The sequence below is a fragment of the Microbacterium sp. KSW4-4 genome, from assembly GCF_023091185.1.
GTDB lineage: Bacteria > Actinomycetota > Actinomycetes > Actinomycetales > Microbacteriaceae > Microbacterium > Microbacterium paraoxydans.
Genome location: NZ_JAHWXJ010000001.1, coordinates 1,648,514 through 1,665,146, shown reverse-complemented (window position 1 = coordinate 1,665,146; position 16,633 = coordinate 1,648,514). Strand labels below are relative to the sequence as shown.

The following is a 16,633-nucleotide window of genomic DNA, read 5'->3' as shown; positions in this document are numbered from 1 at the left end:
GGCGCTCATCCTCGCACAACATCCGATGTCTGCGGCAGGATGGGGACATGCGCATCCTCGACTCGCACCTGCACCTGTGGGACCCGGAAGCCCTCGGGTACACGTGGCTCGAAGGGCCGCTCGCGGGGCGCTTCGGCGCCGACGAGTTCGAGCGTGCGCGGGTCGAGCGGGCCACGGACGAGCGGGCCGTGTTCGTGCAGGCCGAGACCATCGAGGACGACTTCCTCGCGGAGGTGCGGTGGGTGGCTGGACAGGCGGAGCGGGTCGGGGTGGTCGGCATCGTCGCCGGCGCTCGGCTCGATCGCGGCACCGACACCACGGTGCACCTGGAGAGTCTCACCGCGGAGCCCCTGGTCGTCGGGGTGCGTCATCTCCTGCAGGGGGAGCCGGACGGCGTGATGCTCTCGTCGGCCTTCATCACCGGAGCCCGGGAGGTCGCGGCGCACGGGTGGACCTTCGACGCGTGCGTGCGTGCCGCGCAGCTCCCGGACCTCGCACGACTGTCGGGTGCGATCCCCGAGCTGCGGATCGTGCTCGACCACCTGGGGAAGCCGGAGGTCGGGACGGCTTCTGCTCCGCGCTCGCCCTCTGTGGAGTGGGAGCGCGACCTCGCCGAGCTGGCGCGACACCCCGGGGTGTTCTGCAAGGTGTCCGGACTGCCCGCGGAGGCCGGAGGGGACTGGAGCCTCGCGCAGCTCGAACCCTTCCTCGACACCGCGGCCGACGTCTTCGGTCCCGAGCGCCTGATGTGGGGGAGCGACTGGCCCGTGTCGGCGGTCGGTCCCGTGGAGCATGGCGGCACGCACGCTCTCGCCGACGGTGCACCGGTGTATCAGCCGTCCGCCCGCAGCCGCTGGGCCGACGCCGTGGCGACGTGGGCCTCCTCCCGCGGCATCGATCCCGACGCCCTCTTCCACGCCACCGCCACCTCCGTCTACTCCCTCTAACCCCACCCGCACCCCTAAGCGGAGCGGGTGCAATATGCCACCTCCGGAGCACCGTCCGGGCCCGATTTTGATCCGGGCCGCATGGGTGCCGTGCCGCTCACGGTCGTCCCGGCGGTGCGCCTTCTGGCGCGCGGGATGGGAAACGGCCCGCGGCAGCCGCATCGAGGAGCGATTCTGATCCCGGCCGCGCGGCGAGGCGGCGTGCGGGATGAGAAAGGGGCCTGTGGGGCGGGGTGGGGGAGCGGAATTGATCCCGGATGGGGACGGGATGGGGCCAATGGGGATGGGGATGGGATGGGTGGGGACGGGGACGGCCCGGGGTCTCGCGGGGAGACACCGGGCCGTCGGGAAGATCGGGTCACTCGGGGCGGAGGCGGAGCTGCGCCATCCCCCCGTCGACCTCGATGAAGGTGCCCGTGGTGGAGCCCGCGGCGGGACTCACGAGGTAAGCCACCGCGGCGGCGACCTCGTCGGGGCTCACCAGGCGTCCGTGGGGCTGTCGTGCCTCCAACGCGGCCCGCTCGGCGGCGGGGTCGGCCGCGGAGTCGAGCAGTCGTCCAACCCACGGCGTGTCTGCGGTGCCGGGGTTGACCGCATTGACGCGGATGCCCTCGCGCAGGTGGTCGGCGGCCATCGCGCGGGTCAGAGCCGACACGGCGCCCTTCGACGCGGAGTACAGCGCCCGCTGCGGGAGCCCGGTGGTCGAGGCGATCGAGGCCGTGTTGCACACCGCGGCGGCCGGGGACTTCCGCAGCCAGGGCAGTGCCGCCGATGTCACCCGTGCGATGCCGGTGACGTTGATGGAGAGGACGCGCGCCCACTCGTCGTCGTCGTTCGCGGCGATGTCGCCCTGCGCACCGATGCCGGCGTTGTTGACGACGATGTCGATGCGACCGAAGCGCTCGGCGACGGCGGCGACGGCGGCGTCCACGCTCGCGCGGTCGGAGACGTCGGCGGTGAACGCCGCGAAGCGCTCGTCGGCGTGTGTGGTGTCGCGGTCGAGGACCGCGACGGTGATGCCGTCCGCGTGCAGACGGTCGGCGATCGCCGCGCCGATGCCGGAGGCGCCACCGGTGACGATGGCCACGAGGCCTTCCGTGCCGGCGTCGGATCCCTGAGCCTGTCGAAGGGTCACTTCTCTGCCTCCCATGCGATGAAGTCCTGGCGCTGGCGGCCGAGGCCGTCGATCTCGACCTCGACCACGTCGCCCGCCGCCAGGTAGGGGTACTTGCCGGACAGGGCCACGCCCTGCGGCGTGCCCGTGAGGATCAGGTCACCGGGCTCGAGCGTCACGTACTGCGACAGGTGGTGCACGATCTGCTCGACCGTGAAGATCATGTCGCTCGTGTTCGAGTGCTGCCGCGGCTCGCCGTTCACGAAGCTGCGGAGGCCGAGCGCCTGGTGGTCGACCTCGTCGGGCGTGACCAGCCACGGACCCGTGGGGTTGAAGCCGAAGGCGATCTTGCCCTTCGACCACTGCCCGCCGGAGACCGCCATCTGGAAGTCGCGCTCCGACACGTCGTTCGCGGCGACGAAGCCGGCGACGTGCGCCATCGACTCGTCCGGGGAGTCGAGGTACGCGGTGCGGGTGCCGATGACGATGCCGAGCTCGACCTCCCAGTCGGTCTTCTCGCTCCCGCGCGGGATGGTCACGGCGTCGTTGGGGCCCACCACGGTGTTGGGCGTCTTGAGGAAGATGATGGGGATGGTCGGCGGCTCCGACCCCGACTCCGCGGCGTGGGCGGCGTAGTTCATCCCGATGCAGATCACCGCACTCGGGCGGGCGATCGGGGCGCCGATGCGCATCGTCGCGGCGTCCGGCAGCTCGGAGAGCTCCCCGGCGTCGCGGGCGGCGGCGACGCGGGCGACGAAGTCTCCCGCAAGGAAGTCGCCGTTGACATCGGATGTCACCGGGCGGAGGTCGAGGTAGCGGTCACCCTCCAGGAGGACGGGGATCTCCGCCCCCGGGGTGCCGAGCCGCGCGAACTTCATGATTCTCCTGATCGTTCGGGAGGCCGCTGCTCAGCGGCCGGTCTCGTTGACAGTATAGACATCGGATGTTTACACTCCAAGAGATCCGCGTGGAAGAACGACCCGCGCATGGAGAGGAACCCCGTGAGCCGTATCGTCGCCCTCGACACCACCGACATCCGCTTCCCCACGTCGCTGAGCCTGGACGGCTCCGACGCGATGAACCCGGACCCCGACTACTCCGCCGCGTACGTCATCGTCCGCACGGACGCCGGCGACGGCATCGAGGGGCACGCCTTCGTCTTCACGATCGGCCGCGGCAACGACGTGCAGGTCGCCGCCATCGACGCGCTCGCCGGGCACCTCGTCGGGCGTGAGATCGAGCCGCTGCTCGACGACATGGGCGGCACGTTCCGCGAGATCATCGGCGACTCGCAGCTCCGCTGGCTGGGCCCGGAGAAGGGCGTCATGCACATGGCCATCGGCGCGGTCGTCAACGCGCTGTGGGACATCAAGGCCAAGCGCGCGGGCCTGCCGCTCTGGCAGCTGCTCGCCCGGATGACCCCGGAGGAGCTCGTCGACCTCGTCGACTTCCGCTACCTCACCAACGCCCTCACCCGCGAGGAGGCGCTGGAGATCCTGCGCGCGGCGGAGCCCGGCCGGGCCGAGCGCGAGCAGCAGCTCCTCGCCACGGGATACCCCGGCTACACGACCAGCCCCGGCTGGCTCGGCTACTCCGACGAGAAGCTCGAGCGCCTCGCCCGGGAGGCCATGGCCGACGGCTTCACGCAGATCAAGCTCAAGGTCGGTGCCGATCTCAACGACGATATTCGCCGCTTCCGCAAGGCGCGCGAGGTGTGCGGCCCGGACTTCCCCATCGCGATCGACGCGAACCAGCGCTGGGAGGTGTCCGAGGCGATCGAGTGGGTGAACGCGCTCGCCGAGTTCCACCCCGCCTGGATCGAGGAGCCCACGAGCCCCGACGACATCCTCGGCCACGCCGAGATCGCCCGCGGCGTCGCGCCCATCCGTGTCGCCACCGGTGAGCACGCGCAGAACCGGATGATCTTCAAGCAGCTCCTGCAGGCCGACGCGATCTCGGTCATGCAGATCGACGCCGTCCGCGTCGCGGGGGTCAATGAGAACATCGCCAACCTGCTGCTCGCGGCGAAGTTCGACGTGCCGGTGTGCCCGCACGCCGGCGGCGTGGGGCTGTGCGAGGCCGTGCAGCACCTGTCGATGTTCGACTTCGTAGCCGTCTCCGGCACCCGCGAGGGCCGACTGATCGAGTTCGTCGACCACCTGCACGAGCACTTCGTCGTGCCGACCGACATCCAGGGCGGCTCCTACATGGCTCCCACCGCGCCGGGGACGGGCATGGAGATGAAAGCCGACAGCATCGCGGAGTACACCTGGACGGGTGCGCATGTCCACGCCTGAGCGCCTGACCGTCCCGACCCTCGGCTACGGTGCCGCGAACGTCGGCAACCTCTTCCGTGAGCTGTCCGACGACGACGCATGGGCGGTGCTGGACGCGGCGTGGGAGAGCGGCATCCGCTTCTACGACACCGCTCCGCACTACGGCCTCGGGCTGTCCGAGCGTCGACTCGGAGCCTTCCTGCAGACGAAGCCGCGGCACGAGTACGTGCTCTCGAGCAAGGTCGGCCGGCTGCTGCGCCCGAACCCCGACCACGCCGGCGGCCTCGACACCGCGAACGACTTCCACGTGCCGGACGACCTCCAGCGCGTGTGGGACTTCTCGGCGGACGGCATCCGGACGAGCCTGGACGAGTCCCGCGAGCGGCTCGGCATCGAGCGCATCGACCTCCTCTACCTGCACGACCCGGAGCGGCACGACCTCGACCTCGCGCTCGCCGAGGCCCTTCCCGCCCTGGAGCAGCTGCGCGCGGACGGCGAGGTGACCGCGATCGGCATCGGCTCGATGGTCTCGGAGGCTCTGGCGGCGTCGGTGCGCTCCGCCGACCTCGACCTCGTGATGGTGGCCGGTCGGTACACGCTGCTGGAGCAGCCCGCCGCCGTCGACGTGCTGCCCGCGTGCCGCGAGACCGGAACCGGGATCGTCGCGGCGTCGGTGTTCAACTCCGGACTCCTCGCGGCGAACGAGCCGCGTCGGGACGGCCGGTACGAGTACGGACAGCTCCCCGACGAGCTGTGGGACCGCCTCGTGCGCATCGCCGCGGTGTGCGCCGATCACGACGTGCCCCTGCCGGCCGCCGCGATCCGGTTCCCGCTCCAGTCCGACGTGGTGCGCTCCGTGGTGGTCGGCGGCAGTCGCCCGGCGCAGCTCCGGCAGAACGCCGAGTACGCTGCCCGGGAGATCCCGTCGGCCCTGTGGGAGAACCTCGCGGCCGAGGGCCTCATCCCCGCCTCCTGACCCCCGATCGAGAGGAGCCGCCGTGCTCGAAGGAATCCACCCGCTGCTGACCGGGGAGCTGCTGCTACATCTCGACCGGATGGGGCACTCCGACGCCGTGGTCGTCGCCGACGCGCACTTCCCGGCCTGGGGCCTCGGGGCGCGCGTGGTCGATCTTCCCGGCACCACGACACCCGAGGTCGTCGCGGCCATCCGCAGCGTACTGCCGCTCGACGACGCGCCCGGGATCGACCTGATGACCTCGGCCGACGGCGAGGTGCTGGACGTGCAGCGCGAACTGATGGCCGCCGCCGGCACGGAGCTCGACACCACGCGTTTCGTCGAGCGCTTCGCGTACTACGAGGTCGCGAAGGAGGCCTACCTCATGGTGCGCACGGGAGAGACGCGCAAGTACGGCAACGCACTGCTCCGGAAGGGCGTGGTCGGCCACCCCTCGGCCTGACGTCGTTCACAACTCAGGAGAAACGTCGGGGAAACAGCCGGACGGGCCGTTTCGACGCGGAGCGGCGCTCTTCTCCTGAGTTGTGAACGCGGGGTTCACCGCCCCACGGTCGACTCCCGCACGATGAGCTCGGCGGGGAACGGCGTGGGCGCCGGAGGCGCGGCGGTCGGATCGGCGAGGAGCTGCAGCAGCGCGGCCCCGGCGGCGCGGCCGATCTCGTAGCCGGGCTGCCGGACGCTCGTCAGCGGCACCACGCCCTGGTGCGCGGCGGCGATGTCGTCGAACCCGACGAGGGCGATCTCCTCCGGCACGCGGATGCCGTGGCGGAGCAGCTGCGTGAGCACACCGAGGGCCACCCCGTCGTTCGCGGCGAAGACCGCGTCTGGTCGCTCTTCCGACGGGAGGTCCGCCAGGTGCGCCCCGGCCCGGAGGCCGTCTTCGGTCGTGAGGTGTTCGACGTCGAGGACGGAGACGCGGGCGTCGGTCCCCGCCACCGCGTCGCGCAGCCCGGCGAGACGATCGTTCGACTGGCTCACCGTCGGGGCTCCGAGGAACAGGATGCGGCGACGGCCGAGGGAGAGCAGGTGCTCCCCGGCCAGCCGTCCGCCGCCGCGGTCGTCGAAGGTGACCGCGGCGACGGAGGGCGAATCCCGGATGGGGCCGACGACCACCGAGCGGATCCCGCGAGTCGCGAGCTGTTCCAGCCGTGGCACGACATCGCCGCGCGGGTAGATGACGATGCCCTGCACCCGGTGGGCCTCGAACATGTCGATGTTCTGCTCCTCGCGGGCGACGTCGCGGGCGCTGTCGCTGAAGAAGAGTGACCAGCCGCCCTCCCGAGCGACGTCGTCGACGCCGCGGGAGAGGTCGTTGAAGTACGGCAGCCAGGCGTCGAGGAGGATGAGGGCGAGGGCTTTGCTCGATCCCGCGCGGAGCTGGCGGGCCGACTCGTTCGGCACGAAGCCGAGCTCGGCGATCGCGGCGCGCACGCGCTCCCGGCTGGCGGCGCCGAGGACGTGCGGGTGGTTCAGGTAGTTCGACACGGTCGACGCCGAGACCCCCGCGAGAGCCGCGACATCCTTCACGCTCGCGGGCATGGGCCTCCTTCGGCGGTGGGGCCGCAGGCGCGCGGCCGGATGAGGCCCAGGCTAGCGGACCAGTTGTAACGTGCCAAGAAAGTTCTTGACACTTCCGCGGAGGGCGACGTAGCGTGACTCGAACACCGGACTTGTAACGTGCCAAGTCCGTGCGGCGACGGTGCCGGACACCCGCCGGAGGAGCGCTCATGAACATCGGCTGCCACGGACTCGTCTGGACGGGGACGTTCGATGCGGACGGTATCCGGCTCGCGGTCGAGAAGACGAAGCAGGCGGGCTTCGACCTCATCGAGTTCCCGCTCATGGATCCGTTCTCGTTCGACGTCGCCGCCGCCCAGGCCGCCCTCGCGGAGCACGGACTCGCGGTCAGCGCCTCGCTCGGGCTCTCCGACGAGACCGACATCACCAGCGGCGACCCCGCCGTGGTCGCCGCGGGCGAGGCGCTCCTGCTCCGCGCGGTCGACGTGCTCGCCGAGCTCGGCGGTACGCACTTCTGCGGGGTGATCTACAGCGCCATGAAGAAGTACATGGATCCGGTGACGCCGGAGGGTCTGGCATCGAGTCGTCGCACCATCGCGCGGGTCGCCGACCACGCCGCCGAGCGGGGAGTCTCCGTCTCGCTCGAGGTCGTGAACCGCTACGAGACCAACGTGCTGAACACCGCACGCCAGGCGCTGGCGTACCTCGGCGAGGTCGACCGCCCGAACCTCGGCATCCACCTGGACACGTACCACATGAACATCGAGGAGTCGGATATGTTCGCGCCGGTGCTCGATGCGGCTCCCGCCCTGCGGTACGTGCACATCGGCGAGAGCCACCGCGGCTATCTCGGCACCGGGACGGTCGACTTCGACACGTTCTTCAAGGCGCTCGGGCGCATCGGCTACGACGGCCCCATCGTGTTCGAGTCGTTCTCCTCGGCCGTGGTCGCGCCCGACCTCAGCCGCATGCTCGGCATCTGGCGCAACCTCTGGACCGACAACGACGAGCTGGGTGCGCACGCGAACGCCTACATCCGCGACAAGCTCGTCGCCGTGGATTCGATCCGCCTCCACTGACGCCGGGCGGCGGTTCGAGACCAAGATGTTATTACAGGTCTTCCCTCGCCGTCGATCGTTAGATACATTTAGATACAACTTGCACTGACCCGGGTGCAGGTCGCAGAATTGATCCGATGTTTACGGCGGAACGGTCCGCCGCAATCGCGACAGAACCTTCAAGGAAGCAGGTGAGCGCATGAGTGGACCCATCCTGAGGGTCGAGGGGATCAGCAAGGGATTCCCCGGTGTCCAGGCGCTGAAGGACGTGCATCTCGAGGTGCGCGCCGGCGAGGTGCTCGTGCTCGTGGGTGAGAACGGTGCCGGCAAGTCCACCCTGATGAAGATCCTCTCCGGGATCTACACCAAGGACGAGGGCACGATCACGTTCGAGGGGCAGGAGGTCGAGCTCACCAGCCCGCTGCAGGCGCAGGAGCTGGGGATCACGATCATCCACCAGGAGCTCAACCTGATGCCCGACCTCACGGTCGCGCAGAACATCTACGTCGGCCGCGAGCCCACGACGGGCCCGTTCCTGTCGGAGCGGAAGCTCAACCGGCAGACGGCCGAGCTGCTGCAGCGCCTGGACATCCACCTCGACCCCCGCCAGCGCGTGGGCGAGCTGACGGTGGCCGAGCAGCAGATGGTCGAGATCGCCAAGGCGCTGTCCTTCAACGCGAAGGTCCTCATCATGGACGAGCCGACGTCGGCCCTCACCGACAGCGAGGTCGAGACCCTCTTCGTCCTCATCGAGCAGCTCAAGGCCCGCGGCACCGGCATCGTGTACATCTCGCACCGCATGGACGAGCTGCGCCGCCTGGCGGACCGGGTGACCGTCCTGCGCGACGGCACATACATCGGATCACTCGACAAGTCCGAGATCACGATCCCGACGATCATCGAGATGATGGTCGGCCGGGTGATCGACGAGGGCACCCGCCCGCAGGCCCGGGAGCATCTCAACGACCCGATCGTGCTCGACGTGCAGGGGCTGTCCACGCGGAAGCTCCTCAAGGACGTGTCGTTCCAGCTCCACAAGGGCGAGATCCTCGGATTCGCCGGCCTCATGGGCGCCGGCCGCACCGAGACCGCCCGTGCCGTCATCGGCGCGGACCACCGCGACGGCGGCACGATCACGATCGGCGGGCGCACGGTCCGCATCGCGCAGCCCGCGGACGCGGTCAAGCACGGCGTCGGCTACCTCTCCGAGGACCGCAAGCTGCTCGGCCTCATGCTCGAGCAGGACGTCACCTTCAACACCGTGCTCGCGTCGCTCGGCTCCTACGCCAACGGCATCGGGTGGATGGGCGACAGCAAGGCCAAGAACCGCACCAAGGAGTACGTCCAGCAGCTGCGGGTGAAGACCCCCTCGGTCAACCAGGTCGTCAAGCTCCTCTCCGGAGGGAACCAGCAGAAGGTCGTCATCGCCCGGTGGCTGATGCGCGACTGCGACATCCTGATCTTCGACGAGCCGACGCGAGGCATCGACGTCGGCGCGAAGGAGGAGATCTACCGCCTCATGCAGCAGCTCGCCGACGCGGGCAAGTCCATCATCGTCATCTCGTCCGAGCTCCCCGAGATCCTCCGGGTCGCGAACCGCATCGCCGTGTTCGCGAACGGCCGCATCACCGGGACGCTCCGCAACGAGGAAGCCAGCCAGGAGAAGATCATGCAACTCGCAGCCCACGGGGAGGAAGACTGATGAGCACCCCACAGCAGTCCGGATCGTCGACGACGACGATCATCCAGACGGCCGTCAACGAGGACACCGACAAGCGCGACGTCGCCGGGTTCCTCAAGCGGCAATTCCAGCAGTCGCTCGCGTTCGGCACCCTGATCGTGCTGGTGATCTTCTTCTCGATCGCCAGCCCCAACTTCTTCACCTTCAGCAACATCGCCACGGTGCTGCTGTCGACCGCGGTCATCGGCATCCTCGCCCTCGGCACGACGTTCGTCATCATCACGGGCGGCATCGATCTGTCGATCGGCACCGGCATGGCGCTCTGCGCCGTGATGACGGGTGTCCTCATCACCAACATGGGCCTGCCCGTGTGGGTCGGTGTGCTCGGCGGCATCGCGACCGGTGTGCTCATGGGCCTGGTGAACGGCGTCAACATCACGTTCCTGCGGCTGCCTCCGTTCATCGCGACGCTGGCCATGATGATGATCGCCGGCGGCCTCGCCCTCGTCATCTCGAACGTCGCGCCGATCTACTTCTCGACTTCGGCTCCCGACTTCAAGAAGATCGCGCTCGGCGTGCTCATCCCCGGCATCCCGAACGCCGTGCTCATCACCGCGGCCCTCGCGATCGTCGCCTGGCTCGTGCTGTCGAAGACGCTGCTCGGCCGCTACACGTTCGCGATCGGATCGAACGAGGAGGCCACGCGCCTCTCCGGCGTCAACACCCGTCGCTGGACGATCCTCATCTACATGTTCGCCGGCGCTTTCACCGGCATCGCGGGCATCGTGATCGCCGCCCGCCTCGACTCGGCCCAGCCGCAGATCGGCACCGGCTACGAGCTGCAGGCCATCGCGGCCGTGATCATCGGCGGCACTTCGCTGCTCGGCGGCCGCGGCTCGATCCTCGGCACCGTGATCGGCGCGCTCATCATGAGCGTCCTCGTCAACGGCCTCCGGATCATGTCGATCCAGCCCGAGTGGCAGAACATCGTCGTCGGCGTCGTCGTCCTGCTGGCCGTCTTCCTCGACTCGCTGCGCAACCGCCAGCGGACCTGAGACACGGCGGCGGCGAAACCCGTGCCCGCCGCCGTCCCCGGCTCCGGCCGGACCCCGCGGAACCCTCCGCACAGGCACCACGAATGTCCACCCGCCGGTCCTGGCCGGCACCCACACAGAACAACGGAGTTTCCATGAAATTCGGCAAGAAGACCGCATTCGCGGCACTCGTGGCCGCATCCGCGCTCGTGTTCGCCGGCTGTGCCGGCGGCGGCGACGTGATCGAAGAGGGCTCGGGCAGCGACACCGGCAGCGGCGACGGCGAGATGTACATCGCCATGGTCTCGAAGGGCTTCCAGCACCAGTTCTGGCAGGCCGTCAAGAAGGGCGCCGAGGAGAAGGCCCAGGAGCTGGGCGTCAAGATCACCTTCGAGGGCCCGGCCGCCGAGACCGAGATCGCGCAGCAGCTCGAGATGCTGACCGCCGCGATCGACAAGAACCCGGACGCCATCGCTTACGCCGCCCTCGACCCCGAGGCGTGCGTCGCCCCGCTCGAGCAGGCGAAGTCGAAGGACATCCCCGTCGTCTACTTCGACGCCCCGTGCAACGGCGACGTCGGACTCAGCCTCTCCGCGACGGACAGCAAGGTCGCCGGCGCGCTGGCGGCCGAGCACATGGCCGAGCTGATCGGCGGCGAGGGCGAGGTCGCCATCGTCGGCCACTCGCAGATCAACTCGACGGGTGTCGAGCGTCGCGACGGCTTCGTCGAGAAGATCGAGGCGGACTACCCCGACATCGAGATCGTCGACATCCAGTACGGTGACGGCGACCACCTGAAGTCGGCCGACATCGCCAAGACGCTCATCGCGGCCCACCCCGACCTCAAGGGCATCTACGGCACCAACGAGGGTTCGGCCATCGGCGTCGTGAACGCCGTGAACGAGCTCGGCCTCGAGAAGGGCAAGATCACCATCGTCGGCTTCGACTCCGGTGCGGCCCAGATCAACGCCATCAAGGACGGCACCATGGCCGGCGCCATCACGCAGGACCCGATCGGCATCGGCGCCCAGGTCGTGCAGGCGGCCTACGACGCGGCCAACGGGGACGACGTCGAGGAGTTCTACGACACCGGTTCCTACTGGTACGACAAGAACAACATCGAGGACGACAAGATCGCCGCGGTCCTCTACGAGTGACCCGCACGACGGAGCCCCTCGCCTTCGGGCGGGGGGCTTCGTCGTGTCCGGGGGAACTCCGGCTCCGGTCCGTGGTCCGGGGCGGCTGCACGATCGGACCCGCGGTCTCCTCGTGCACCCGTGTCGGGGTCGTGCGGCTGAAACAGGGAGACGGAGAGGGGTGGGGTCAGAGGGGGCGGAGGAAGGTCAGGATCGAGGTGGGCTCGACGATGAGCTCCTGCAGGGCAGCGTTGAAGGGGATGCCGGCGGGTGCGTGCAGGTGGGCCTGGAAGGCGTCCTCGTCGCGGTAGACCTCGTACACGAAGAAGCGGTCAGGGTCGTCGACGAGGCGGTGGGCGTCGAAGACCATGTTGCCCTCCTCGGCGCGGACCACCTCGGCGAAGTCCCGCAGCAGCGCGGCGACCCGGTCGGCGGCTCCCGGCTGCGCGGTGAAGACGGCGTGGAGGACGGTGGGTTCGGGCATGACGACTCCTCGGGTTCGGGTGGTCAGGAGTGGAGGGTCAGGAAGCGCGCGGGCGTCGTCACGAGCATCCGGTGCACGGCGTCGTCACCCACGGCTTCGCGGAGCCGCGGAAGGTAGCGGTCGCCCAGGTAGGCGAGACCCGGCATGCCGCCGTACGCGATGTATCGGGTGCGGCGGGCGACGTCGCCCCCGAGCAGGATCCGGTCGCCGGCGCCGCGCTCCACCACGGCGACCGTGAGGGCCAGCAGCTCCGCGTCGGAGCGGGTGCGCGGGCGGGCGAAGCCGTCGTACCCGAGGTGGGCACCGCGCTCGGCCAACGCGACGTGCAGACCGGGGTCGGGGTCGCGGTCGGCGTGGGCCAGCACGACGCGATCCGCCGGCACCCCCTCGGCCCCCAGCAGGTCGAGGACCTCGTGGGCCGCGGTGCCGAACTCCAGATGCACCATGACGGGGGCTCCGGTCTCCCGGTGCGCCTGAGCGACGGCGACGAGGGTCGTCCGCTCGAACGGACTGAGACGCCAGTAGTCGGCCCCGCCCTTGAGCATGCCGGCGCGGACGGGCTGCCCATCGGGACCCGCGGCGAGAGGCACGTCGGGCGTCTCGAACACCGCGGTGTCGTCCGCCGGCATCCCCCGCGTGAGGTCGGACACGAACAGGGCGGCGAGGCGGTCCGCGCCCCACACCTGCATCGGGTGGTCGGGGCCGTAGTGGGCCTCACGGTGCCGACCCGTCGTGGCGACCACGTGCAGTCCGGTCGCGGCGCTGATGCGGGCGACGGCGGCCGGGTCCCGACGGAGGCCGAACGGGGTGGCGTCGACCATGGCCTCGAAGCCGCTCGCCCGCAGCAGACCGGCCTCCTCGCCGGACGCGGCCTCGTCGTCGAGCTCGTCCCCGACCAGCAGCGGCGACACCTGGAAGAGGTGCTCGTGGTAGTCCACGCGACCGAGCCGCGACGGGTCGAGGTCGCCGAGGACGGTCCGCACGGCGGGCATCAGCGCACCGACTCCGCGGCCTCCGCGAGGCGCTCGACGGTCTCCGGCGTGAGGTCGAGGTCGAACACGTCCGCCACGACCTGCGACCAGCCGTGGATGAAGTACCGCCAGCCGTCGACCACGTGCAGGCCGCGGTCGTCCTCCTGTGCTTCGGCCTGGTGCAGGAACTCCAGGGAGCCGCGGTAGTTGAACTCCCACACGTACGCGCCCTCGGGGAACACGACGGCGTCGGTCAGCGGGGAGCCGGGGCGGTCCTTGCCGAGCCCGGTGGCGTTCGCGATGACCGATCCCGCGGGCGCGGCGGCGACCAGGGCGTCGGCCTCCTCCGGCGTCTCGGTGACGACGTAGCGGAGGAGTCCCTCGGGGGTGCCGTGCTGGCGGTGCACCTCGCGGAGGTGGTCGAGCTTGTCCTGCGTGCGCGCGGTGACGGTGATGAGGGCCGGGGCATCCTCCCGCTCGGCGAGGGCCCAGCTCAGCGCGGTGCCCGATCCGCCCGCACCCAGGATGACGACCTCGGCACCGGTGCGCGCGAAGTGGTCGGCGGGGAGGAAGTCGCGCAGCGCCAGGTCGACCGTGATCGGGTCCTTCGCGCGGCCGGACAGCGTGGACCCGCGCTTGGCGATGCTGGAGATCTCGGCGCAGGACACGGCGAACGGGTCGAGCTCGTCGAACAGGTCGGACGCCGCCGCGTACACGTTCATCTTGTGCGTGGTGACCAGCGCGCCGCGGTGGTGCGGGTCGTCGCGGATCTGCTCGACCATCGCGCGGTACTGGGCGGGGTCGGCATCCATCGGCAGGTCGTGACCGACGAGGGTCCGGGTGGGGAGGCCGAGGATGTCGGCCCACAGCGGGAACACCTTCATGATCGACGACGAGGCGGTGGTGACGCCGACGAAGCCCATGTAGTCGGCGGTGGCGGACGGTGCGGCGGACGTCGCGGCGGTGGTCATCGGTTCTCCTCGGGGGCGGACGCGGGGACGGGGACGAGGTGGGCGGGGTCGGCGCCGCGGAGGACCGCGATCACGTCGTCGAGGGACAGCGCCCCCATGTTGTCGACGGCCTGGGTGGTCTGGGCGCCGAGGTGCGGGGTGACGATGACACGGTCGGCGAGGTCCGCGGCGAGCAGGGGGCTGTCGTGCGCGGCGGTGTCGCCGTCGAGCGTGTCGGCCGCGTACCCGGCGAGGATGCCGTCGCGGAGCGCGTCGGCCACGGCCAGCTCGTCCACGAGGTCGCCGCGGGCGGTGTTGACGAGCACGGTCCCCGGTCGCATCCCGGAGAGGCGGTCGGCGTCGACGAGCTGCTGCCCGCCGGGGGCGTGCAGGGTGATCACATCGGCGGTGCGGAACAGGTCGTCGAGGGTGACGGGTTCGGCGCCGCCGTCCCGCACGAGGTCGGCGGGCAGGAACGGGTCGGAGGCGAGCAGCCGCGGGCCGAATCCACTCAGTCGCCGCGCGACCCCCTGGCCGATCCGCCCGAAGCCGACGATGCCGACGGTCGCGGCGCCGAGCTCCCGCCCGCGGCGGACGCTCCAGTCGCCGGTCCGCACGCGGCGGTCGCCGTCCGGGATGGTGCGCAGAGCGGCGAGCATGAGGCCGACCGCGTGGTCGGCGACCGCATCCGCGTTCGCGCCGGGGGTGTTCGTGACCGGGATGCCACGGTCGCGCGCCGCCGCGAGGTCCACCGCCTCCGTGCCGACCCCGTAGCGCGCCACGACCTTGAGCTTCGGGCCCGCGGCCAGGTGCGCGTCGGTGACCGGTCCGGTGCCGGCGATCCAGGCGTCGGCGCCGTGCAGCAGCACGCGCAGCTCGTCGAGGTCGTGGTGGGCGGGGCCGCGGAGGATGCGGTGTCCGGCCTGCGCGGCGCGCCCGACCAGGTCGAGGTCGCCGTCCGAGAAGGAGCGGCTCGTGACGAGGATGACGCCCATCAGCGCGGCCTCCCGGCGAACCACGGTGCGAGGGCAGCGTACGCGTCGGTGAAGCGGGCGTGGCGCTCGGCGTAGACCGCATGCCGGGACGGGTCGGGCGTGAACTCGGCGGTGACCTCGCTGAGCGCCCGGGCGGCGGAGAAGTCGGTGAGGCCGAGGCCGACGGCTCCCGTGACCGCGGCACCGAGGCTGTTCGCCTCCTCCACGATCGTGCGGCGTCGCACCGGCACGCCCCACACGTCGGCGAGGACGGCGAGGTAGACGTCGCTCTGCGCCCCGCCGCCGACGGCGTCGATGCGGTCGATCGTCGCGCCGGCCTCGCGGAACGCCTGGATGCAGGTGAGGAGGTTGAACGCCGTCCCCTCCAGGACCGCGCGCACGAGGTGGGCCCGCCCGTGGTGGCGGGCGAGACCGACGAAGGCCCCGCGCGCATCCGGGTCCCACAGCGGGGAGCGCTCGCCGAGCAGGTAGGGGAGGAAGTAGAGGTCGTCGGTGTCGATGTCGCTCGCGGCCTCGGCGACGAGGCGCCCCGTCTCCGGGTGCGCGGGGTCGACGGAGAGGGCTTCGGCGATCCACTGCACCGAGGCGCCGCCGGCCTGCATGGTCGCGGTCGGCACGAACGACGCGGGCACGACGTTGTCGAACGTGAAGGTGCGCATCGCGGGGTCGTGCAGCGGGGCGTCCGCTGCGAAGGAGATCCACGAGGAGGTGCCGAGGCACACGTAGGCGCCGTCCTCCGGCGCCACGACGCCGGAGCCGACCGCGGCGAGCGGTCCGTCGCCCCCGCCCATCACGACCTGGACGCCGGTGTGCAGCCCGAGCGCCTCGGCCGCGGCGGGCGTGAGCGGGCCCGCGATCTGCGTCGACTCCAGGATCTCGGGGAAGAGGGCGGGATCGAGTCGCGCGGCCGCGAGGATCTCCGGCGACCACGTGCCCGCGACCTGGTCGTACGCATTGGTGCCCGAGGCGTCCGAGCGGTCCGTGGCGAGCCGCCCGGTCAGCCGCAGCACGATGAAGTCCTTGGCGACGCACACCCGGCGCACGCGCTGCCACACCGCGGGTTCGTTGTCGCGCACCCACATGATCTTCTCGAGGGAGTAGGTGGGGTTCAGGCGGTGGCCGAGGATCCCGTAGGCGCGCTCGGCGCCGACCGCCGCCTCGAGCTCGCGCTGCTGGGCGCCGGCGCGGGTGTCCGCCCAGATGATCGCGGGTCGTGCGGGCTCGCCGTCGGCGTCGAGCAGCACGGCGCCCATCATCTGTCCGCTGACCACGAGGCCCGCGACCTCGGCGGCGGCGGTGCCGGTGCGCGCGAGGAGGTCGCGGGTCGCCGTGACGACCGCGTGCCACCAGTCGGCCGGGTCCTGCTCGGCGACGCCGCCGGCCGCGAAGTGGGCCGGGTACGGCACGGTGACCGCGGCGATCAGGCGACCGTCGTCGTGGTGCAGGGACGCCTTGTTCCCGGTGGTGCCGAGGTCGTGGGCGATGATCATGGC

General features: G+C 70.8%; 16 protein-coding genes. 8 read left to right on the top strand and 8 right to left on the bottom strand.

All coding sequences use genetic code 11. The annotated features are described in order from the left end of the window. Positions 1 to 47: 47 nt before the first annotated feature. Complete coding sequence (locus KZC57_RS08330) at positions 48 to 947, top strand: amidohydrolase (protein ID WP_247641468.1); 900 nt, start codon at positions 48 to 50, stop codon at positions 945 to 947. A gap of 358 nt (positions 948 to 1,305) precedes the next feature. Here the strand turns inward: KZC57_RS08330 and KZC57_RS08325 are convergent, their stop codons facing one another. Both KZC57_RS08325 and KZC57_RS08320 read right to left on the bottom strand, forming a co-directional pair. Continuing rightward, the gene (locus KZC57_RS08325; RefSeq protein ID WP_247641467.1) at positions 1,306 to 2,097 is read right to left on the bottom strand and encodes an SDR family NAD(P)-dependent oxidoreductase; all 792 of its coding nucleotides are present in this window, start codon (positions 2,095 to 2,097) and stop codon (positions 1,306 to 1,308) included. Then, on the bottom strand, positions 2,079 to 2,939 hold the full coding sequence (locus tag KZC57_RS08320) for a fumarylacetoacetate hydrolase family protein (RefSeq protein WP_247641466.1): 861 nt from the start codon (positions 2,937 to 2,939) through the stop codon (positions 2,079 to 2,081). The genes KZC57_RS08325 and KZC57_RS08320 overlap by 19 nt, the downstream gene beginning before the upstream one ends. 123 nt (positions 2,940 to 3,062) lie before the next feature. Here KZC57_RS08320 and KZC57_RS08315 point away from each other — a divergent pair, with 123 nt between their 5' ends. From KZC57_RS08315 to KZC57_RS08305, 3 genes are read left to right on the top strand one after another with little or no spacing between them, the layout of a single operon-like run. Continuing rightward, positions 3,063 to 4,358: an L-fuconate dehydratase gene (locus KZC57_RS08315; RefSeq protein WP_060922366.1), complete on the top strand. Its 1,296-nt coding sequence runs from the start codon at positions 3,063 to 3,065 to the stop codon at positions 4,356 to 4,358. Continuing rightward, positions 4,345 to 5,313, top strand: a complete 969-nt coding sequence (locus tag KZC57_RS08310; RefSeq protein WP_247641465.1) for an aldo/keto reductase — start codon at positions 4,345 to 4,347, stop codon at positions 5,311 to 5,313. Before KZC57_RS08315 ends, KZC57_RS08310 begins: the two co-directional genes overlap by 14 nt. A gap of 22 nt (positions 5,314 to 5,335) precedes the next feature. Further along, the gene (locus tag KZC57_RS08305) at positions 5,336 to 5,755 is read left to right on the top strand and encodes an RbsD/FucU family protein (RefSeq protein WP_025105374.1); all 420 of its coding nucleotides are present in this window, start codon (positions 5,336 to 5,338) and stop codon (positions 5,753 to 5,755) included. A gap of 95 nt (positions 5,756 to 5,850) precedes the next feature. Here the strand turns inward: KZC57_RS08305 and KZC57_RS08300 are convergent, their stop codons facing one another. Next, positions 5,851 to 6,852 (bottom strand): LacI family DNA-binding transcriptional regulator, encoded by a 1,002-nt coding sequence (locus tag KZC57_RS08300; RefSeq protein WP_247641464.1) that lies wholly within the window; start codon positions 6,850 to 6,852, stop codon positions 5,851 to 5,853. 188 nt (positions 6,853 to 7,040) lie between these two features. Here KZC57_RS08300 and KZC57_RS08295 point away from each other — a divergent pair, with 188 nt between their 5' ends. The 4 genes from KZC57_RS08295 (at position 7,041) to KZC57_RS08280 (ending at position 11,761) form a co-directional block, all read left to right on the top strand. Continuing rightward, entirely contained in the window at positions 7,041 to 7,910 is an 870-nt protein-coding gene (locus KZC57_RS08295; RefSeq protein ID WP_105950513.1) for a sugar phosphate isomerase/epimerase, read from the top strand. A 178-nt stretch (positions 7,911 to 8,088) separates the two neighbouring features. Beyond that, entirely contained in the window at positions 8,089 to 9,591 is a 1,503-nt protein-coding gene (locus tag KZC57_RS08290) for a sugar ABC transporter ATP-binding protein (protein ID WP_025105377.1), read from the top strand. Continuing rightward, entirely contained in the window at positions 9,591 to 10,625 is a 1,035-nt protein-coding gene (locus KZC57_RS08285; protein WP_174521432.1) for an ABC transporter permease, read from the top strand. The genes KZC57_RS08290 and KZC57_RS08285 overlap by 1 nt, the downstream gene beginning before the upstream one ends. A 134-nt stretch (positions 10,626 to 10,759) precedes the next feature. Continuing rightward, on the top strand, positions 10,760 to 11,761 hold the full coding sequence (locus KZC57_RS08280) for an ABC transporter substrate-binding protein (protein ID WP_060922356.1): 1,002 nt from the start codon (positions 10,760 to 10,762) through the stop codon (positions 11,759 to 11,761). 166 nt (positions 11,762 to 11,927) lie between these two features. Here KZC57_RS08280 and KZC57_RS08275 read toward each other — a convergent pair whose 3' ends face one another. The 5 genes from KZC57_RS08275 to xylB are packed head-to-tail and all read right to left on the bottom strand — an operon-like array spanning position 11,928 to position 16,630. Then, a complete protein-coding gene (locus tag KZC57_RS08275) occupies positions 11,928 to 12,224 on the bottom strand; it encodes a putative quinol monooxygenase (RefSeq protein ID WP_060922355.1) in 297 nt (98 codons plus the stop codon). Between the two features lie 23 nt (positions 12,225 to 12,247). Further along, positions 12,248 to 13,216: a phosphotriesterase gene (locus KZC57_RS08270; protein ID WP_247641463.1), complete on the bottom strand. Its 969-nt coding sequence runs from the start codon at positions 13,214 to 13,216 to the stop codon at positions 12,248 to 12,250. Continuing rightward, positions 13,216 to 14,166, bottom strand: coding sequence for a shikimate dehydrogenase (locus KZC57_RS08265; protein WP_060922353.1), 951 nt, complete (start codon positions 14,164 to 14,166; stop codon positions 13,216 to 13,218). The genes KZC57_RS08270 and KZC57_RS08265 overlap by 1 nt, the downstream gene beginning before the upstream one ends. Next, positions 14,163 to 15,164: a phosphoglycerate dehydrogenase gene (locus tag KZC57_RS08260; RefSeq protein ID WP_247641462.1), complete on the bottom strand. Its 1,002-nt coding sequence runs from the start codon at positions 15,162 to 15,164 to the stop codon at positions 14,163 to 14,165. Before KZC57_RS08260 ends, KZC57_RS08265 begins: the two co-directional genes overlap by 4 nt. Further along, positions 15,140 to 16,630, bottom strand: a complete 1,491-nt coding sequence (gene xylB / locus KZC57_RS08255; protein ID WP_060923619.1) for a xylulokinase — start codon at positions 16,628 to 16,630, stop codon at positions 15,140 to 15,142. The genes KZC57_RS08260 and xylB overlap by 25 nt, the downstream gene beginning before the upstream one ends. Positions 16,631 to 16,633 lie beyond the last annotated feature (3 nt).